The organism is Clostridium sediminicola, assembly GCF_050402865.1.
In the GTDB taxonomy this organism is placed as follows: domain Bacteria; phylum Bacillota; class Clostridia; order Clostridiales; family Clostridiaceae; genus Clostridium_AF; species Clostridium_AF sediminicola.
Genome location: NZ_BAABMF010000002.1, coordinates 552,011 through 572,015, shown reverse-complemented (window position 1 = coordinate 572,015; position 20,005 = coordinate 552,011). Strand labels below are relative to the sequence as shown.

General features: G+C 28.6%; 19 protein-coding genes and 1 rRNA gene. 12 read left to right on the top strand and 8 right to left on the bottom strand.

The features are described 5' to 3' along the window. The 8 genes from ACQ3F0_RS06695 to dnaA all read right to left on the bottom strand — a co-directional run. A 16S ribosomal RNA gene (locus ACQ3F0_RS06695) occupies positions 1-216 on the bottom strand; the annotation flags it as partial. 647 nt (positions 217-863) lie between these two features. Continuing rightward, positions 864-3,386 (bottom strand): DNA gyrase subunit A, encoded by a 2,523-nt coding sequence (gene gyrA / locus ACQ3F0_RS06690; RefSeq protein ID WP_428864366.1) that lies wholly within the window; start codon positions 3,384-3,386, stop codon positions 864-866. A gap of 20 nt (positions 3,387-3,406) precedes the next feature. Then, a complete protein-coding gene (gene gyrB / locus ACQ3F0_RS06685) occupies positions 3,407-5,314 on the bottom strand; it encodes a DNA topoisomerase (ATP-hydrolyzing) subunit B (protein WP_428864365.1) in 1,908 nt (635 codons plus the stop codon). 21 nt (positions 5,315-5,335) lie between these two features. Further along, complete coding sequence (remB, locus tag ACQ3F0_RS06680) at positions 5,336-5,599, bottom strand: extracellular matrix regulator RemB (RefSeq protein WP_428864364.1); 264 nt, start codon at positions 5,597-5,599, stop codon at positions 5,336-5,338. A 30-nt stretch (positions 5,600-5,629) separates the two neighbouring features. After that, positions 5,630-6,727 (bottom strand): DNA replication/repair protein RecF, encoded by a 1,098-nt coding sequence (recF, locus tag ACQ3F0_RS06675; RefSeq protein ID WP_428864363.1) that lies wholly within the window; start codon positions 6,725-6,727, stop codon positions 5,630-5,632. Positions 6,728-6,775: 48 nt separating this feature from the next. Continuing rightward, positions 6,776-6,985 (bottom strand): S4 domain-containing protein YaaA, encoded by a 210-nt coding sequence (gene yaaA, locus ACQ3F0_RS06670; RefSeq protein ID WP_428864362.1) that lies wholly within the window; start codon positions 6,983-6,985, stop codon positions 6,776-6,778. 52 nt (positions 6,986-7,037) lie between these two features. Next, positions 7,038-8,144: a DNA polymerase III subunit beta gene (gene dnaN, locus ACQ3F0_RS06665; RefSeq protein ID WP_428864361.1), complete on the bottom strand. Its 1,107-nt coding sequence runs from the start codon at positions 8,142-8,144 to the stop codon at positions 7,038-7,040. Positions 8,145-8,402: 258 nt separating this feature from the next. Further along, positions 8,403-9,749, bottom strand: a complete 1,347-nt coding sequence (gene dnaA, locus ACQ3F0_RS06660) for a chromosomal replication initiator protein DnaA (protein ID WP_428864360.1) — start codon at positions 9,747-9,749, stop codon at positions 8,403-8,405. 626 nt (positions 9,750-10,375) lie between these two features. Here dnaA and rpmH point away from each other — a divergent pair. The 12 genes from rpmH to ACQ3F0_RS06600 all read left to right on the top strand — a co-directional run bounded on the left by rpmH (position 10,376) and on the right by ACQ3F0_RS06600 (position 20,001). Further along, a complete protein-coding gene (gene rpmH, locus ACQ3F0_RS06655) occupies positions 10,376-10,510 on the top strand; it encodes a 50S ribosomal protein L34 (RefSeq protein WP_428864359.1) in 135 nt (44 codons plus the stop codon). Positions 10,511-10,566: 56 nt separating this feature from the next. Next, positions 10,567-10,908 carry a ribonuclease P protein component gene (rnpA, locus tag ACQ3F0_RS06650; RefSeq protein WP_428864358.1) on the top strand — a complete coding sequence of 114 codons (342 nt, stop codon included), beginning with the start codon at positions 10,567-10,569 and terminating at the stop codon, positions 10,906-10,908. Between the two features lie 2 nt (positions 10,909-10,910). Next, positions 10,911-11,120 carry a membrane protein insertion efficiency factor YidD gene (gene yidD, locus ACQ3F0_RS06645; protein ID WP_428864378.1) on the top strand — a complete coding sequence of 70 codons (210 nt, stop codon included), beginning with the start codon at positions 10,911-10,913 and terminating at the stop codon, positions 11,118-11,120. 19 nt (positions 11,121-11,139) lie between these two features. After that, entirely contained in the window at positions 11,140-11,901 is a 762-nt protein-coding gene (gene yidC / locus ACQ3F0_RS06640; protein ID WP_428864357.1) for a membrane protein insertase YidC, read from the top strand. A gap of 54 nt (positions 11,902-11,955) precedes the next feature. After that, on the top strand, positions 11,956-12,588 hold the full coding sequence (jag, locus tag ACQ3F0_RS06635) for an RNA-binding cell elongation regulator Jag/EloR (protein ID WP_428864356.1): 633 nt from the start codon (positions 11,956-11,958) through the stop codon (positions 12,586-12,588). Positions 12,589-12,776: 188 nt separating this feature from the next. Beyond that, the gene (mnmE, locus tag ACQ3F0_RS06630; protein ID WP_428864355.1) at positions 12,777-14,156 is read left to right on the top strand and encodes a tRNA uridine-5-carboxymethylaminomethyl(34) synthesis GTPase MnmE; all 1,380 of its coding nucleotides are present in this window, start codon (positions 12,777-12,779) and stop codon (positions 14,154-14,156) included. Between the two features lie 8 nt (positions 14,157-14,164). After that, positions 14,165-16,060, top strand: a complete 1,896-nt coding sequence (mnmG, locus tag ACQ3F0_RS06625) for a tRNA uridine-5-carboxymethylaminomethyl(34) synthesis enzyme MnmG (RefSeq protein ID WP_428864354.1) — start codon at positions 14,165-14,167, stop codon at positions 16,058-16,060. Positions 16,061-16,064: 4 nt separating this feature from the next. Continuing rightward, on the top strand, positions 16,065-16,796 hold the full coding sequence (gene rsmG, locus ACQ3F0_RS06620) for a 16S rRNA (guanine(527)-N(7))-methyltransferase RsmG (protein WP_428864353.1): 732 nt from the start codon (positions 16,065-16,067) through the stop codon (positions 16,794-16,796). A 147-nt stretch (positions 16,797-16,943) separates the two neighbouring features. Further along, positions 16,944-17,723, top strand: a complete 780-nt coding sequence (gene noc, locus ACQ3F0_RS06615; protein WP_428864352.1) for a nucleoid occlusion protein — start codon at positions 16,944-16,946, stop codon at positions 17,721-17,723. Positions 17,724-17,849: 126 nt separating this feature from the next. Next, positions 17,850-18,623, top strand: coding sequence for a ParA family protein (locus tag ACQ3F0_RS06610; protein WP_428864351.1), 774 nt, complete (start codon positions 17,850-17,852; stop codon positions 18,621-18,623). Next, complete coding sequence (locus ACQ3F0_RS06605; protein WP_428864350.1) at positions 18,624-19,469, top strand: ParB/RepB/Spo0J family partition protein; 846 nt, start codon at positions 18,624-18,626, stop codon at positions 19,467-19,469. Between the two features lie 31 nt (positions 19,470-19,500). Beyond that, entirely contained in the window at positions 19,501-20,001 is a 501-nt protein-coding gene (locus ACQ3F0_RS06600; protein ID WP_428864349.1) for a DUF4446 family protein, read from the top strand. The last annotated feature ends 4 nt before the right edge of the window (positions 20,002-20,005 follow it).

Sequence of the window (20,005 nt, the reverse complement as noted above, 5' to 3'; positions counted from 1 at the left end):
AATAAATCTTTAATATCTCTTACATGCGCAAAAGACATATTATGCGGTATTAATCTCCCTTTCGAGAGGCTATCCCCCACTTCGAGGTAGGTTGCCCACGTGTTACTCACCCGTCTGCCGCTAATCCACTTCCCGAAGGAAGCTTCATCGCTCGACTTGCATGTGTTAAGCACGCCGCCAGCGTTCGTCCTGAGCCAGGATCAAACTCTCAATTTGAAAAGTTCAATCATTTACTCATTACTTAAATTCATTGACTGGCATTTATTATCATTCTCTGTTTAATTTTCAAAGATCAAATCTGTAAAACTGTTTTGCTGTTTTTTCGACAGCTATATTAGTTTAACATTTTACTTCTTTATTGTCAAGAGTTTTTTTTATTTTTTCTTTCGACCATTTTCCTGGTTTCTCTTGGCGACAAGGAATATCTTATCAAATATATTATATGTATGCTTATATATTTTATTCATATAAGTCAATTATATCATATTTACTTATTAAATCTTTAATTATCTCAATTATTCTTATATTGATACACTAGGATAAGTTTATAAATATATTTCATGATATTTATAAATTGCGAAGAAAATCACTTCGCAATTTATAGTGACAAGTGGTAAGTAACAAGTTGTTGATACCTTTCGTAAACGAAAGCTTTTAATTAACCAAAATATAAAAAGAATCCTTTTGCATATCAAATGCACCATTTCAATCATTGAAGATGATAAAAACTTAGTTTAAAGATTTTCTGCAAGAAAATTTTCCTAAGAGTCGGCTTAAGGATTAGTAGAAGTTATTCTTCAACGATTTATTTCTATTCTGCATTATCTATTTCTATAAAAAAAACAGCTCCTAAGAGCTGCTTTCTATTCATTTACTTCTTCATTTACTTTTTCTGTTATTTGTTCTGTTGCCACTTCACATTCATCTATTTCATCTTGACTTATTGCTTCACATTCTTCTTCACATTTAGTAATTGCTACTTTTGTCATTGTCATAATTCTTTCTTCGTCAGATGTTCTCATAAGTGTAACTCCCATTGTATTTCTGCTTGTAGTTGAAATATCTGCTACATTTATCCTAATTGCGATGTCATTACTATTTATAAGCATTATTTCATCAGAGTCTTCTACTATTCTGGCACCAATAAGTTTACCTGTCTTATCAGAAATTTTATACGTAATTACACCTTTACCTCCACGCTTTTGAAGGCTATATTGGTTTACAGGTGTTCTTTTACCAAATCCATATTCACTTACAACAAGGAGTTCTTCTTCTCCGTTTGATATTTCCATAGAAACAACTTCATCTTCATCTCTTAATGTTATTGATTTTACTCCAGATGCTGTTCTTCCTATCGGCCTAGCATCTGACTCATGGAATCTGATAGCATAACCATCTTTAGTAACACACAGTACTTCACTTTCACCTGTTGTTACCCTTACACTTATTAATTCATCATCTTCTTTAAGATTAATGGCATTCAAGCCATTCTTTCTAATAGACGAATATTTGTCTAAAGAAGTCTTTTTAATTAATCCTTCTTTTGTTCCCATTACTAAAAAGTTATCTTCATTGAATTCTTTTAGACATATTACAGCTTGAATTCTTTCATTACCTTCTACAGGTATTAGATTGATTATATTAGTTCCTTTTGCAGTTCTTCCTGCCTCTGGAATCTGATATGCTTTTAATCTATATGCCTTACCCCTATTAGTAAAGAATATTACATTATTATGAGTAGTAGTAACAAACATATGCTCTACAAAATCATTTTCTTTAGTAGACATCGCTTGTATTCCTCTACCACCACGTCTTTGTGCACTATAAGTATCTACTGGCAATCTCTTTATATAACCAGAATGTGTTAAAGTTAAAACAACATCTTTTTCATCAATCAAGTCCTCAATATCTATTTCATAATCTTCGCCTTGAATAATCTGGGTTCTTCTTACATCGCCGTATTTTTCTTTTATTTCATTCAATTCGTTTTTGATAATATCTAACACTAATTCTTCACTCTCTAATATTGCTTTTAAGTTACTAATTACTTCTAGTAGATTAGCATATTCATCTTCAATTTTTTGTCTTTCTAATCCTGTCAACCTTTGAAGTCTCATATCTAATATGGCCTGAGATTGTTTATCACTTAATCCAAACTTATTCATCAAGCCTTCTTTAGCTTCAACAGCATTTTTAGAAGATCTAATTAAATTAATAACTTCGTCTATATTATCTAACGCAATTCTTAATCCTTCTAAGATATGTGCTCTTGCTAATGCTTTATCGAGGTCAAATTTTGTTCTTCTTTTAATTATATCCTTTTGGAAGTCTAAATAGTAAACTAAACATTGTTTCAAATTTAATGTTTTAGGTTCTCCATTTACTAATGCAAGCATATTTACTCCAAAAGAATCTTGTAATTTAGTATGCTTATACAACTGATTTAAAATAATATTCGAATTTGTATCTTTTTTTAATTCGATTACAATTCTCATACCATCTCTATCTGATTCATCTCTAAGGTCTGAAATACCTAGAATCTTTTTATCCTTTACAAGCTCAGCTATATTCTCTATTAGTCTAGCTTTATTTACTTGATACGGAATTTCTGTTACAACTATTTTTTCTCTACCCTTAACTTCTTCAATATTTGTAGTTGCTCGAACTACAATTCTTCCTCTACCTGTCTCAAAAGCTTTTCTTATTCCAGATCTACCAACAATATTTGCTGCCGTAGGAAAATCTGGTCCTTTTATTTCTCTCATAAGTTCTAATATAGTTATATCAGGGTTTTCTATTAATAGATTAATTCCATTTATCACTTCAACTAAGTTATGAGGAGGTATATTCGTTGCCATACCCACCGCAATACCTGAAGATCCATTAACTAGTAAGTTTGGATATCTAGCTGGTAGTACTGATGGTTCTTTCTCTTCTCCGTCAAAGTTAGGTACAAAGTCAACTGTATTTTTATTTATATCTCTAAGTATTTGTGTAGCTATTTTATCCATTTTTGCTTCAGTATATCTCATAGCAGCCGCGCTATCTCCATCTACTGAACCAAAATTACCATGACCATTAACTAATGTATATCTCGTAGAAAAATCTTGTGCTAATCTTACTAATGCATCATAAACAGCTGTATCACCATGTGGATGATACTTACCTAATACATCTCCAACTATTCTTGCACATTTTCTATAGCCTTTTTCAGGTGATAAACCTAATTCATACATAGAGTAAAGTATTCTTCTGTGTACAGGCTTTAATCCATCTCTTACATCAGGTAATGCACGACCTACTATTACGCTCATGGCATAATCAATATAACTTTTTTTCATTTCTCGACTTATATCAATTGGTAATATATTTCCATCGTTACCCATTAAAAACACCTCTTTACTAGCTAAATATCTAAGTTAACTACTTTTTTAGCATTATCTTCTATAAACTCTCTTCTTGGTTCAACTTTATCGCCCATCAATATTGTAAACATTTCGTCCGCTTGAATTGCATCTTCAACTTCTACTTTAAGCAAAGTCCTATCTTCAGGATTCATAGTTGTTTCCCATAATTGGTTAGCATCCATTTCACCTAAACCTTTATATCTTTGTATGTTTGTATTTTTATCCTTCCCACCAACTTCACTTAGAATCGAGTTCAACTCTTTGTCAGAATAAGCATATTTTATTTTTTTGCCCTTTTGTATTTTATACAATGGTGGTTGTGCAATATAAATATAACCTTGATCTACTAGTGGTTTCATATATCTATAGAAAAATGTTAACAATAATGTTCTAATATGTGCTCCATCAACGTCTGCATCAGTCATGATAATTATTTTATGGTATCTAATCTTATCAATTTCAAAATCTTTACCTATTCCTGCACCAAAGGCAGTTATCATAGATCTAATTGCTTCATAGTTTAAGATTTTATCTAATCTTTGTTTTTCAACATTCATTATTTTGCCTTTAAGTGGTAAAATAGCTTGAAATTTTCTATCTCTACCTTGTTTAGCAGACCCTCCAGCTGAGTCTCCCTCAACAAGATAAATCTCACATTCAGACGGATCTTTGGATTGACAGTCTGATAATTTCCCAGGCAATGATGTGCTGTCAAGAGCAGTTTTTCTTCTAGTTAACTCTCTTGCTTTCCTTGCAGCTTCCCTAGCTCTTGAAGCCACAAGCGCTTTATCTATTATTATCTTAGTTATTTTAGGGTTTTCTTCGAAAAATACACCAACTGCTTCACTTACAATACTATCAACAATTCCTCTAACTTCTGTATTTCCAAGCTTTGTTTTAGTTTGGCCTTCAAATTGAGGATCTGTAAGCTTAATAGATATAACAGCTGTTATTCCTTCTCTTGTATCATCTCCAGATAAATTTTTATCATTTTCTTTAACAAATCCAAATTTTCTTGCATAATCATTCAAGACTCTTGTTAAAGAAGACTTAAATCCTGATAGATGGGTTCCCCCCTCTACAGTATCTATGTTATTTGCAAATGAAAAGATATTCTCAGAGTATGAATCATTGTATTGAATAGCAACTTCTACAGCATAATCCTCTTTTCTACCTTCAACATAAATAGGATCTTGGTGTAATTTTTGCTTATTTCGGTTTAAGTATGATACAAAAGATTTTATTCCACCTTCATAATGAAACTCTTTTGATTTATCAGTTCTTTCATCCTCTAAAATTATTCTTATTCCTTTATTTAAAAATGCAAGTTCTCTAAGTCTTTGCTCTAATGTTTCATATTCGAATTCAACAGATTCAAATATATTAGCATCAGGTTTAAAAAATACACTTGTACCTTGTTCTTCAGTGTTTCCAACTTTCTTTAATTCTCCTACAACTTTTCCTTTTGAATATTCTTGTTCCCATATATGGCCTTCTCTTTTAACGGTTACTTTACAATATTCTGATAAGGCATTTACAACCGAAGCTCCAACACCATGTAATCCACCAGATACTTTGTATCCACCTCCACCAAATTTACCACCTGCATGAAGTACTGTCATAATAACTTCAACTGTTGGCTTTTTCATTTTTGGATGGATTCCTACAGGCATACCTCTACCATCATCATCAACTCTTATACAGTTATTTTTATCAATTAAAACTTTGATATTTTTACAATATCCACCCAAAGCTTCGTCTATACTGTTATCTACTATCTCATAAACAAGATGATGTAGTCCTCTAAGCCCTGTACTACCGATATACATACCTGGTCTTTTTCTAACAGCTTCTAATCCTTCAAGTACTTGAATCTGTGATGCATCATAATTTTGTTTATTTTCCATGTATATCCTCCTAACTAAAATCTATGGCTCATAATAATTAATATCACTTCGTTTTGTCAGCGTAGCAGAAGATATAGGTGAAAGATAAACTTTACTTTTCTTTTCAACTTCAGCTATAATAAATGACTTAGGTCTTTCCTCCGTTATTTTCTCAACGAAGCCGTCTTCTTCTGCTAATCTTAAAAATTGTCTTGTGTCAGAACTATACATGGTCGTTTCTACATCAAAGATACCTATAACATCTTTTAACGGGACTACCACATTTTCTCCTAAATGCAAAAACATACATTTACCTCCTAGATCTATATAAGCGTTCTATAAAAGTATTTCTTTTTTTATTGATCCTTCTTTTACATAGTAGACATTAACTTTATCATGTAAATATTTTTTAATATCTATAATACCTGTACATGTAATTAGTGTCTGAAATTTATTTATGGAATTTAAAATGTATTTTTGTCTTTTTATATCAAGTTCTGATAATACATCATCTAAAAGTAAAACAGGATATTCCCCATAAATATCTTTAATAATTTCAAGTGATGCAAATTTAATTGATAATACTGCGGTTCTTTGCTGTCCTTGTGAACCATATGTTCTTGTATCTATAGAATTTATACTAATTGAAAAATCATCTCTATGCGGTCCTATTGACGTTGCACGTTTATTAATGTCTTTTTGCCTATTATTTTTAAGCTGTAAATACAAATCATTTTCAATGTTATTTAAATTCTTGACAAAAGTTAAATATTTCAAACTCATTATTTCTTTATTCATTGTAATTTCTTTATGAATAATATTTGATTTTTCACTTAATCTATTAATAAAATCTACTCTTTTATTAATGATATAAGCTCCATACTTACTTAATTGAGAATCATAAACATCAAGTATTTCGTCATTATTATTCCATTTTTTAAGTACAATATTTCTCTGGTTTAAAACTTTATTGTACTGCGAAAGTGCATGATAATAACGCTTATTAAGCTTACATAACTCGATATCAATAAATTTTCTTCTATGCGTCGGGGATTCTTTGACTATTCTTAAATCTTCTGGCGAGAACATAACAGCATTAAAAGTACCAACCAAATCAGATAGTTTATTAACTTTAATAGAATTGATTGTTGCTCCTTTTTTACCTTCTTTAAAAATTTTTATATTTATTTTCTTATCAATTCTCTCTTTAGCAGCATAAACACTAATAAATGCTTCTTTTTCTTCCCAGTTAATTACTTCTTTATCTTTATTCGTTCTATGAGATTTTCCTAAACTGCAGAAATATATGCTTTCAAGAATATTAGTTTTCCCTTGAGCATTATCTCCTACCAAAATATTAGTACCTTTTCCAAACTCTAAAAATAAATTTTTGTAATTTCTATAATTTTTAAGTTCAACATATTTTATATACATAAAAAACACCTATTCTTTATTATACCACATATAAATCTTCATGAACAATTAATCTATTATTTTATATTTTTTGTCTTCAAATTCAATTATATCTCCAATATATAATTTTTTACCCCTTCTAACTTCAATTTCGTCATTCACTTTTACTTCACCATTTCTTATGAAAAATTTAGCATCTGAACCACTTGAAACAATATTTGCCCATTTTAAAAATGCATCTAGTTTTATAAACTCACTATTTATTTTTATTTCTTCCATTATTTTTCCCGTTGACACAAGTCAACGGGTTTCACCTGCCTTTTATTATATTTTAATTTGAATTCAGTAATCTTACTGGTAAAACTAAGTAAGTAAATTTAGTGTCATTATTATTTTTAATTAGACAAGGGCTTACACTACTTGAAAATTCGAGAGAAATCTCATCTTCATCAATTATTTTTAAAACATCAATTAGATATTTTGAGTTAAATGCAATTTCTAGTTCGTCACCTTGCAAAATAATATTTAATTCTTCTCTAACCATTCCCAATTGAGAATTGGAAGTTATAATTATATTTTCATTGTTTATATTAAATTTTATCAAGTTAGTATTACCATCTTTTGCTACAAGTGAAGCTCTCTCTATACAATTCAATAGTTCTGATCTTTTAACTGTTACTTTTGAATTGTATTCTTTAGGGATTATTGAATCATATTTAATAAATTCACCTTCTAGTAATCTCGAAATAATTTTAGTTTCTCCTAAATTGAACAATATATGGTTCTCTGTAAATGTAATATTTACCCCATTATCATCATCACTTAAAATTTTAGATACTTCACTTAAAGTTTTACCTGGAATAACTGCTGAAATATTATTATTATTTTCAATATATTCACTTCTTAAAGCTAACCTATAACCATCTAAAGCAACTAAATTTATGTTATTATCTGTTACCTCAAATAAAATTCCTGTTAAAATTGGTCTTGTTTCATCTTGAGCAATAGCGAATATTGAACCTTTTATCATATGTTTTAATAATTTTTGATTAACATTAAAAACAATATTTTCATCTATTTCTGGTAAACTAGGAAATTCATTAACATTTAAATTAACTAATAATGTGAATTTACTTTTTTCACATCGTATATTTAGATTATTTTCAGTTTTTTCAATTTCTATAAAACTATTTGGTAATTTTCTGATAATGTCTCCAAATAATTTTGAATCAACTGCAATAATACCATTTTCAATTACTTCAGCTTCTATCTTGGTTTCAATACTTAAATCTATATCTGTTCCAATAAAAGTTAAACTATTTTGTTCAGCTTTAATAAGAATACTATGAAGAATTTCCATTGGTGACTTAGTAGTAACAGCTTTTTGAACTATTGAAATAGCTTCTTGTAATTTTCCTTTTTCACATCTAAATTTCATTAAAGCAACCTCCTTTTATCCACACAGGATAATTTTATATAATAGAATAGTAAATAATCTTTTTAAAGTAGTAATAGTAGTAGGGGCTGTGGGTATGTGGATAAGTAGGTGTATCCAAGTAATACACTCAAAAATTACATAAAAATAAATGTGGATAAGTGATGCATGATTTTTAGCCTTTTCCACAGTATTTTTAATGTTTTATGATTTTTAGGTTTTTCCACAACATATCCTAATAATATTATAAACAGATGGTGATTATTTTTGATTAATCTTTTTAGTTAACTCTGAAATGACATTTTTTAATGAATCATCCTTTTTTAAATTCATTGATATTTTCTCATATGCATGAATAACAGTGGTATGATCTCTACCTCCAAACTCTTCTCCGATTTTAGGTAAAGACATATCAGTTAACTTTCTTGACAAATACATTGCTATTTGTCGTGGATATGTAATATTCCTAGTTCTTCTTGATGATTTTAGATCTTCAATTTTCATATTAAAATAATTTGCTACTATTTCTTGAATAAATTTAATTGTAATTTGTTTTTTGGCATCGTGAGATATAATATCTTTTAATGCTTCAGCTGCTAATTCTTCACTTATTTCTTTATTTGTTAAAGAAGAGTAAGCAACAATTCTTATTAGAGCGCCTTCTAATTCTCTAATATTAGATTTTATTTTATTAGCAATATAAACCATGACTTCATTTGGTATATTTAAATTTTCATTATCAGCTTTTTTCTTAAGAATGGCAATTCTAGTTTCAAAATCAGGAGCTTGAATATCAGCAATTAACCCCCATTCGAATCTTGAGCGTAAACGATCTTCTAAAGTTGGAATTTCTTTTGGTGGTCTGTCACTTGATAAAATAATTTGTTTATCTGCTTCATGAAGAGCATTAAAAGTATGGAAAAATTCTTCTTGAGTTCTTTCTTTTCCTGCAATGAATTGAATATCATCTATTAATAAAACATCTACATGCCTATATTTATTTCTAAATTCTTCATTTTTATCATCTTTAATAGAGTTTATTAATTCATTAGTAAACTTTTCAGAAGAAACATAAACAACTTTAGCTTTAGGATTATTTTTTAATATATAATGACCTATAGCATGCATAAGATGGGTTTTACCTAAACCCACTCCTCCATAAATAAAAAGTGGATTGTATGCTTGCGCTGGAGCTTCAGCTACTGCAAGAGAAGCAGCATGAGCAAACCTATTACTATTTCCTATAACAAAAGAATTAAAAGTATACTTAGGATTCAATGTACTATTCATTGCTTCCGAAACAGTAATTTTTTGCTTTTTATTTTTTTCAGCATATGTTTCTGCTTGGTTAGAATCTTCGGATAAAATTAAAAATTCTATTTCATAATTTTTTGAAGTAAGTACATTAATTGCATTTATTATGAGATTTTTGTATCGATTTTCTAATATTCCTCTTGTAAAATCATTTGGAACCTCTAGTTTTATAGTGTCATTCTCGATTTTTAATGGTGTAATACTTTTTATCCAAGTATTAAAACTTACTTGGCTAAGTTCTCTTTTTACAATACCTAGAGTATCATCCCATAATTTATCTAGTTGGGTAGCCATATTTTATCCTCCAGTTTCATGATCGTGCCACAAAATATAGTAATTTAACTAAATTGTTGTGGTTTAACCTTTTATAATATAAAAAATAAATATAACAAATTTATAAAAAATAAATAAATTAATTTACAAAGTATAAATTAGTAACAAGTTATTAACAATATTAAGTATCATAACATTAAGTGTTGACAATTATAATAAAAAAAATAACATGTTGATAATTATGTTGATTATTTTATTAGATTTATTTTATCAACAGATGTAGATAAAACGTTACTAACAAAATAAATAGTGCAATAAATGGCTTGAAATTATAGTTTTTTTATTTATTTATCGAAAAATTAAGAAAAAGCAAACAAGTTATACACAAAACAATCCACAAGCTGTGGATAAAAAATACTGTGGAATGTTTTCAACAGTTTAGTTTTATAATAACAAAAGAATAATGCCTATTCAAGAACTTATCCACAAAAAAAACACATAAATAAAAAATAATCAACAAGTAGGTATTTTCTTGACATTATATTTAGGTATATATATAATTAAAAGGTAAAATTACTTTAAATATCTTAGATAATATGCTTATGCTTTAAGTATAGACTTAATTTAGTAAAAGGGAGGTGTTTTGAATGAAAATGACTTATCAACCTAAAAGAAGACAAAGAAAGAAAGAACATGGGTTTAGAAAAAGAATGAAGAGTCATTCTGGTAGAAACGTAATTAAAAGAAGAAGAAGAAAAGGAAGAAAGAGTTTGACAGCATAAGGGCCGCAGAAAAGTGGCCTTTTCTGTAATTGCAGAAAATAAGGAGTTCCTAGTTAATGAAGAAGGAAGAAAAAATTAGAAAGAATAGAGACTTTATAAGAGTATATAAAAGAGGTAAGTCTTTTTCAAACTATGTACTCGTCCTGTATATTTATAAGAATAAACAAAATGTAGATTTAAATCGAATAGGAATATCAGTCAGTAAAAAAGTCGGAAATAGTGTTGTAAGAAGTAGAGTAAAGAGATTAATTTCGGAAGCATATAGAATAAATAAAGATTGCCTAATTGAAGGCTATGATTTGGTTTTTATTGCACGAAATAGTTCTAAAGAAAAAAGTTTTAAAGAAATAGAAAGTTCTGTTTTAAAATTATTGAAAAAGGCAGGTCTTTATAATTAATGTTGAAAAAAATTATAATCTATTTTATAAAGATATATCGAAAATATATATCTCCTTTAAAGGCACCATCTTGTCGATTTTATCCCACTTGTTCGCAATACGCTATTCAAGCTATTGAAAAATATGGTTTGTTAAGAGGTGGTTTTATGTCTATTAAAAGAATTGCAAGATGTAATCCTTATAGTAGGGGAGGATATGATCCTGTTAAATAAACATTAGGAGGTAATTGTATTGCATTTTTTAATTGCAAATTCAATATCAACAGTTTCAGCAAAATTTTTAAGCTTTACTTGGTTGAACAATGCTTTGGTAGATTTTTTTAATTTACTTCATAGTGGTGTAGAAGTTGTATTTAAGAATCCTAACATTTCATATGGATTAACTATAATTTTACTTACGGTTATTATAAGGCTATTGTTATATCCTTTAAATAGAAAGCAGTTAAAGTCTACTAGTAAAATGAACGAGATTCAACCTAAAATAAAAGAATTACAGAAAAAATATAAAAATAATCCGGAAAAATTAAATCAAGAAACGATGAAACTATATAAAGAAGAAGGGGTTAATCCATTAGGTGGCTGTTTACCATTATTATTACAATGGCCAATATTAATTGCTATGTACTCAGTATTTATGAATTTAGCTACTTTAAATCCAAATATAAGTGAAGTAACTTTTTTAGGATTGAGACTATTAGATTCACCTGCTGGAATACAAGCAGTTATGGGAAACCCACTTTTGGTAGGAACTTGGATACTACCTTTAGTATCAGGTGCCACTACATATCTATCTACAAGTATGTTATCACCTAAAAATTCTGAGACATCTAAACAAACGGGTACAATGAGTATCGGTATGAGTTTATTCATAACTTATTTAAGTTTTCAGTTTACAACTGCGTTAGTTTTATATTGGGTAACTAATAATTTATTCCAATTGGCACAAACATTAGTTATAAAAAGAAGTTCTACAAAACAGATACAAGAAGCTTAATAATTAATTTACGATTATTGCCTTATAAAGAATAATTGGAAGGCAGGTGCTAGTATGAAAATTATAGAAATGACAGGAAAAACAGTTGATGAAGCTATTGAAAAGGCTTTAAAGGAATTAAATACTACTAAAGATAAAGTTGAAATTGAAATATTGGAAGAAGAAACAAAAGGTTTTTTTAAGATTTTTAAAAGTAAAGAAGCTAAAGTTAAAGTAATTTTAAAAAAGAATTATGCTGATGAAGCAAAAAATTTGTTAAGAAAAATATTAAATAGTATGGATGTTTTAGCTGAAATAAGAATAAAAGAAGAAAAAAATACATTAAAGATTAATTTAATAGGCCCGAATATGGGAGTTGTCATTGGACATAGAGGTGAAACTCTAGACTCTATTCAATATTTAGTTAATTTGGCAGTTAATAAAGGTATTGAAGGAAATCATATTAGAGTAATATTAGATACTGAAAATTATAGAGCTAAAAGAGAAGAAACACTCAAAAGACTTGCAAACAGATTAGCGAGAAAAGTTAAGAAAACTCGTAAAAGTATTAAGTTAGAGCCTATGAACCCATATGAGAGAAGAATTATTCACTTTTCACTACAGAGTGATAGAGGGATTGTAACATATAGTGAAGGTGATGAACCGTATAGAAGAGTAGTTATTGATTTAAAAAAGAAAGCCATTTAGGCTTTTTTTTTGAATATTTAAGTTAAGATACCTTTGTGCTTGAAAGTATAGTATTTATATGTTATTCTTAAATACTATATTTGGTGAAAACTTAATATAGTATTTAAATCTACACACTTATACAATAAGAAATAGTTGTTTAAGAAATAAGTATGATTTTGCTTAAGTTTCTAGAAGGGATGAAAAAAATGAAAGAATATGATACTATTGCTGCTGTTGCAACTAGTGTTGGCCAAAGTGGAATTTCTATTATTAGGATATCAGGGGAAAAATCATTATCAATAGTTAGCAAAATTTTTGTTGGTAAAAATAACAGAAAGTTAGATGATATAACATCATATACTATGAGATATGGTTTTATAACAGAGTATAATACTAATGAAAAATTAGATGAAGTTATTGTTAGTTATATGAAAGGCCCTAAAAGTTTTACTTCAGAAGATACTATTGAGATAAATTGCCATGGCGGAGTTGTAGTTACAAATAAGATATTAGAACAAGTTATAAAAGCTGGTGCTAGAATTGCAGAACCTGGTGAATTTACAAAAAGAGCATTTTTAAATGGAAGAATAGATTTAAGTCAAGCTGAAGCTGTTATTGATATTATCAATGCTAAAACAGATTTAGGGATTAAATCTGCTTTGAAGCAGAGTCAAGGAAGACTTTATACAGAAATATCAAAACTTAGAAACGAGTTATTAGAAAATATTGCAAATATTGAAGCTACTGTTGATTATCCTGAAGAGGACTTAGAAGAAATTACTGCAGAAAAAGTAGAGAAAAATATTAAAGAAATACTTTATAGAATTGAGAATTTAATAGATAGTGCTGATGAAGGCAAGATAATTAGAGAAGGACTAAATACTGTTATTGTAGGAAAGCCTAATGTAGGAAAATCTTCACTTATGAATGCTTTGCTAAGTGAAAAAAGAGCAATTGTTACAGAAATACCTGGAACAACTAGGGATATAATAGAAGAGTATATAAATGTTGATGGTATTCCAATAAAAATTGTAGACACTGCAGGGATAAGAGAGACAGAGGATATTGTCGAAAAAATTGGGGTTGAAAAATCAAAGGAAAAGATTAATGAAGCTGATTTGATAATTTTTATGTTGGATACAAGTAGAATAATAGATGAAGAAGATAAGGAAATTATTGAGTATATAAAAGATAAAAAATATATAGTACTATTAAATAAGAGTGATTTAGAAAATAGATTTTTGTATAAAGGATTAGAGATGTTGGATAATAAAAAAATAATAGAAACATCTACGATAACTGGAAAAGGTTTAAGTGAATTGAAGTCTAAAATCAAGGAATTGTTTTTTTCAGGAAATATTGATGTAAAAACTATAATGATCACTAATCAACGACATAAACAAGCATTAATAAGGTCGAGAGAAAGTTTAGTTGCTTCACTTGATGCAATTAAAAATACTTTAGCTATTGATCTTGCTTCTATAGATATTAGAGATGCTTGGTCATATTTAGGAGAAATAACTGGGGAATCACTAAAAGAAAATATAATAGATAAGATTTTCCAAAAATTCTGTATAGGAAAGTAGGTGAAAAGATGAGCTATTTTGGTGGAAATTTTGATGTAGTTGTAATAGGAGCAGGTCATGCTGGTTGTGAAGCAGCATTAGCTTCTGCAAGGATGGGATGTAAGACTTTATTATGTGCAACGGATTTAAAAAGTGTTGCAATGATGCCGTGCAATCCTAATATCGGGGGAACTGCTAAGGGGCATTTAGTTAAAGAAATTGATGCTCTTGGTGGAGAAATGGGTATTAATATAGATAGTACATTTATTCAATCACGTATGTTAAATACTTCTAAGGGACCTGCAGTTCACTCGTTAAGAGCACAAGCAGATAAATTTAAATATGCAGCTAGAATGAAACGAATTGTAGAATCCACTGAGAATTTAGTACTAAGACAAACTGAAGTTGCGGCCATTGATTATGATGGAGAAGAAATTATTGGTGTATTAACAAAAACTGATGCTTATTTTAAAACTGGGGCTGTAATAATCGCAACGGGTACTTATCTAAATTCTCAAATTATATTAGGAAACTTAATTTTTGATGAGGGACCAAGTGGTTTATCTTCAGCGAAAGCAGGACTTACCACAAGTCTAATAAATATTGGTGTAAAAATGAGAAGATTTAAAACGGGTACTCCAGCTAGGGTTAATAAAAGATCCGTTGATTTGTCAAAAATGATCGAACAACCTGGAGATGAAAGAATAGTACCATTTTCATTTATGTCGGATGATGTCGAAAGAGAACAATTATCATGCTATTTGACGTATTCAAATCAAGAGACTCATAATATTGTTAAAGAAAATATTGATAGAGCACCTTTATATAATGGATCAATCAAAAGTGCAGGTCCAAGATATTGTCCATCCTTCGAAACAAAAGTAATGCGTTTTCCTGATAAAGGAAGGCATCAGATATTTGTTGAACCGGAAGGGGAAGATACTGCTGAAATGTATGTTGATGGTATGTCTAGTTCACTTCCAGAGGATGTACAAATTCAAATGTTGAGATCAGTTCCTGGCTTAGAAAATGCAGAGTTAATGAGACCTGCTTATGCTATAGAATATGATTGCCTTGATCCAACTCAATTAAAGCTTTCATTGGAATTTAAAAAAATACCAGGTTTATTTTCTGCTGGTCAAGTTAATGGAAGTTCTGGTTATGAAGAAGCTGCTGCTCAAGGTTTGGTTGCAGGAATAAATGCTGCCATGAAAGTTAATGGAAGAGAACCCTTTATATTGAAAAGATCAGATGCTTATATTGGTGTTTTAATTGATGATCTTGTAACAAAGGGAACGAATGAGCCTTATAGGATGATGACATCTAGATCAGAGTATAGATTGTTGTTACGCCAAGATAATGCAGATTTAAGATTAACAGAATTAGGTTATGAAATAGGTCTTGTATCACAAAAAAGATTTGAAAGATTTAAAATAAGAAAAGAAAATATATTTAATGAAATTGACAGGATAAAGAATATTCAAATAACAAATAACAATGGAGTTAATGAATATTTACTACAACTAAACTCTACACCTTTAAAAAAGCCTATAAAGTTATATGAATTAATTAAAAGACCTGAGTTAGATTATTTTAAAGTAAAAGAGTTAGATAAAAATAGAACAGAGTTACCAATAGATGTACAAGAAGAAGTTAATATTATAGCAAAATATGAAGGATATATAATAAAGCAACAAGATCAAGTGAACCAATTTAAAAAATTAGAAAGAAAAATAATTCCAAATAACATTGATTACTTTAGTATTAGTGGACTTAGAATAGAAGCTAAGGAAAAACTTGATAGTATTAGACCAATAAATATCGGTCAGGCTTCAAGAATTTCAGGAGTTTCTCCTGCGGATATATCTGTTTTGTTAGTTGCTTTAGAGCAATTGAATAGAAAACAAATATCAAAGGAGGAATAATATAATGGAATATAATAAAACTCACTATAATTTATTAAAAGATACATGTAAAAAAATGGAATTAAATTTTACTGATGATAAATATGAGAAATTCAATCTGTATAAAGATCTAGTTAAAGAATGGAACGAAAAAGTCAATTTAACAGCTATTCTTGATGATGATGAGATTTTTAAAAAGCACTTTATTGATTCTATTAAAGTCTATGAATTTAAGCCTTTAATCAATGCCAAAAGAATAATAGATATTGGTACAGGAGCTGGTTTTCCAGGGTTACCTATTAAGATTATGAATGATAAATTGAATATTACTTTACTGGATTCTTTAAATAAAAGAATTAATGTATTAAATGATATTGTAAATAAATTAGAACTAGAGTCTGTAAATCTTGTACATGGTAGAGCGGAAGAATATGTAAGGAATAAAGGTATAAGAGAAAGTTATGATATTGCTATTTCTCGAGCAGTTGCGAATTTAACAACTTTAAGTGAAATATGTATACCGTATGTAAAAGTAGGTGGATTTTTTATTGCATTAAAAGGTCCAGGAGTTGACGAAGAAATAGATATTGCTCGAAATTGTATTGGTACTTTAGGTGGAAAAATAATGAAAGTAGTACCTATTAACATTGAGGATTCAGATTTAAAACATAATCTTGTCATTATTAAGAAAGTTAAAGAGACTGATTTGAAATATCCAAGGAAATGGAAACAAATAAATAATAAACCAATACTATAAAAGCACTTTTTTAGTGCTTTTTTTCATTAATTTTCAATAAAATAAAGGAGTTTATATTTATTTATAGTATAATATATTTGTGTTATTTTTTTAAAAAAGAATTAAGTCTATTTAGTATATAACATTTTAAGAAGAGGATGAGGTAAGATGAAAAAAGATATAGAGTACATACCTTTAGAGCAGATAATTCCTAATGCATATCAGCCCAGAAAAACTTTCAATGATAACACAATAGAAGAGTTGGCTCAATCCATAAATACTTATGGTATAATTCAACCACTATCTGTTAGAAAAATGAAAGATAAAGTTTATGAAATAGTAGCTGGAGAGAGAAGATACAGAGCTGCTAAGAAATTAGGATTGAACGAGATCCCAGCTATTATCATAGAAGTTACTGATAAACAATCTGCTGCAATAGCTTTATTAGAAAACATTCAGAGGGAGAATTTAAATTTTCTTGAAGAAGCTGAAGCTTACCATGATTTATTAAAAGAACATAATTATACGCAAAAGGATTTAGCAGAGAAAATTGGAAAGAAACAATCAACTATAGCTAATAAGATTAGACTTCTAAAACTGGATAGAGAAGTTAGAAGTCTTGTGGTTGAGAGTAAATTATCAGAGAGGCATGCTAGAGCTTTATTAAAACTTCCTTCTAAAGAAATTCAGATAAAAATTATCAATAAAATCAAAAAAGATTCTTTAAATGTTAAAAAATCAGAACTCTTAATAGATAAAGAATTAAATAAATTAAAAGGTGATACTGTTGCTGCTGATGGGAAGAAAAAGATAAAAGGTATATTCAGTCCCCAAATTTATATAAACACTATCAAGCAGGTTTTTGATAAATATGGTATAAATGCTATATATAAATCTATTGATAGGGATGACTATATAGAAGTTGTAGTAAGAATTCCAAAAGAGTAGACTTAATATGTTTCACGTGAAACATTTATAGAATGACATAATATTGAAATTCAATAAACGAGCTACAGAGAAAAGTATAATTTCAGGAAACTTAATAGAAAAATAAATTTCAGGGATGGTGAAAAAATGAAAGTAATTTCTATATTTAATCAAAAGGGTGGAGTAGGAAAAACAACGACATGTATTAACTTATGTTCTTACTTAGCAATGAAAGGCAAAAAAGTTTTGGCAATTGATATAGATCCACAGGGAAATACTACTAGTGGAATGGGAATCGATAAAGCAAATCTTTCTGGTTCTATGTATAATATTTTAGTTACAAACAATAAAATAGAAGATGTGATTATCGAAAGTGAATTAGTAAGTAATTTTTATATTGCACCATCAGACATGGAATTAGTTGGAGCGGAAATTGAATTAATAAATTCTAAGAAAAGAGAAGGTATTCTAAAAGAAAAAATTGCAAAACTTGAAAAAGAGTTTGATTATATATTTATTGATTGTCCACCATCATTAGGTTTCCTTACAGTTAATGCTTTAACAGCCTCTAATAGTGTTTTAATACCAATTCAATGTGAATTTTACGCTTTAGAGGGAGTTAGCCAATTAATTAATACAATTCAGTTAGTAAAAAAATCTTTAAATAAAAATTTAGCAATTGAAGGTGTAGTCATGAGTATGTATGATGCTAGAACTAAGTTATCTAGCGAAGTAGTACGTGAAGTTAAGAATTATTTCAAAGGAGCAGTATATGATACTACTATTCCAAGGAATATAAGGCTTGCTGAAGCACCTAGTTTTGGGTTGCCTATAATGTTATATGATGAAAAATGTAAAGGTGCTAAATCTTACGAAACATTAGCAGAAGAATTTTTAAACAAACAGAATGGAGTGAAATAATTGAGTAAAAAGTTTGGATTAGGAAAGGGTCTTGGAGCTTTGATACCTGAAGAAAGTCAAACAGAGGAAGGTGTAACTAAAATTCTGCTTAATCTAATTAAAGCTAATAAAGAGCAACCTAGAAAATATTTCGACGAAGAAAAAATCCTCGAACTCTCAGAATCTATTAAAATATATGGAGTTATTCAACCTTTAATACTAAAAAAAGAAGGCTCTACTTATACAATTGTTGCAGGTGAAAGAAGATGGAGGGCATCAAAATTAGCTGGGTTAAAAGAAGTTCCAGCAGTAATATTAGATACTACTGATAGAGAATTACTTGAGATTTCTCTTATAGAAAATATTCAAAGGGAAGATTTAAATCCTATTGAAGAAGGACAAGCATATAAAAAACTTTTAAAAGAATTTGATATTACTCAAGAAGAATTAAGTAAAAGAGTGGGAAAATCAAGAACTGCAATTACAAACACAATGCGATTACTAAACTTGGATGAGAGAGTAAAAGAATATATTATTGAAGAGATTATTTCAGAAGGGCATGGAAGAGCTTTGCTAGGTATTGAAGATAATGATATTCAATATAAGATGTCACAAAAAATAATAGATGAAAGATTAAGTGTTAGACAAGTAGAAATTTTGATAAAACAGTTAAAAAAGAATGAAGTTGAAAACAAGAAGCCTAAAGATGAAGTCAATATTTATTATAATGACTTAAAAGATAAACTAGAAAGTTTATTTGATACAAAAGTTATAATCAAATCTAAAAATAAGGGTAAAGGAAAAATTCAAATTGATTATTATTCAGAAAATGATTTACAAAGGATTATTGATATTTTAAATATTTAATGTTTCACGTGAAACATAGGAGGAAAAAGTAATGTTTGCTATTGAAGAATTTATTAAACAGAATGTTGTATTAATAATAGCTATTATGAGTGGATTGATTTTGATAATGTTTTTTATGATAATAGCTTTAAAATTCAATGTTAATAAAATGCAAAAAAAACACAAAAGATTGCTAAGAGGAGTGAATAGCGCTAATTTAGAAGAAGTAATTGATAATTATTATGATAAAATTGAATATCAAATACAAGAAAATGATCTAATAAGAGAAAATATCAAAACACTAAATATGAAATTAAAAAGTACAACAAGCAAAATATCATTAAAGAGATATAGAGCTTTCGAAGATGTAGGTAGTGACTTGAGTTTTTCTTTAGCTATATTAGATGAAAATAAAAATGGTGTTGTTATAACTAGTTTATACAGTAGGTCTGAAAGTACTGTTTATGGCAAGACAATAGAAAATGGAAAGTCTACATATGAACTTTCTCAAGAAGAAAAAGATGTAATAGAGGAAGCAATAAAAAGAGGTTAGTGAA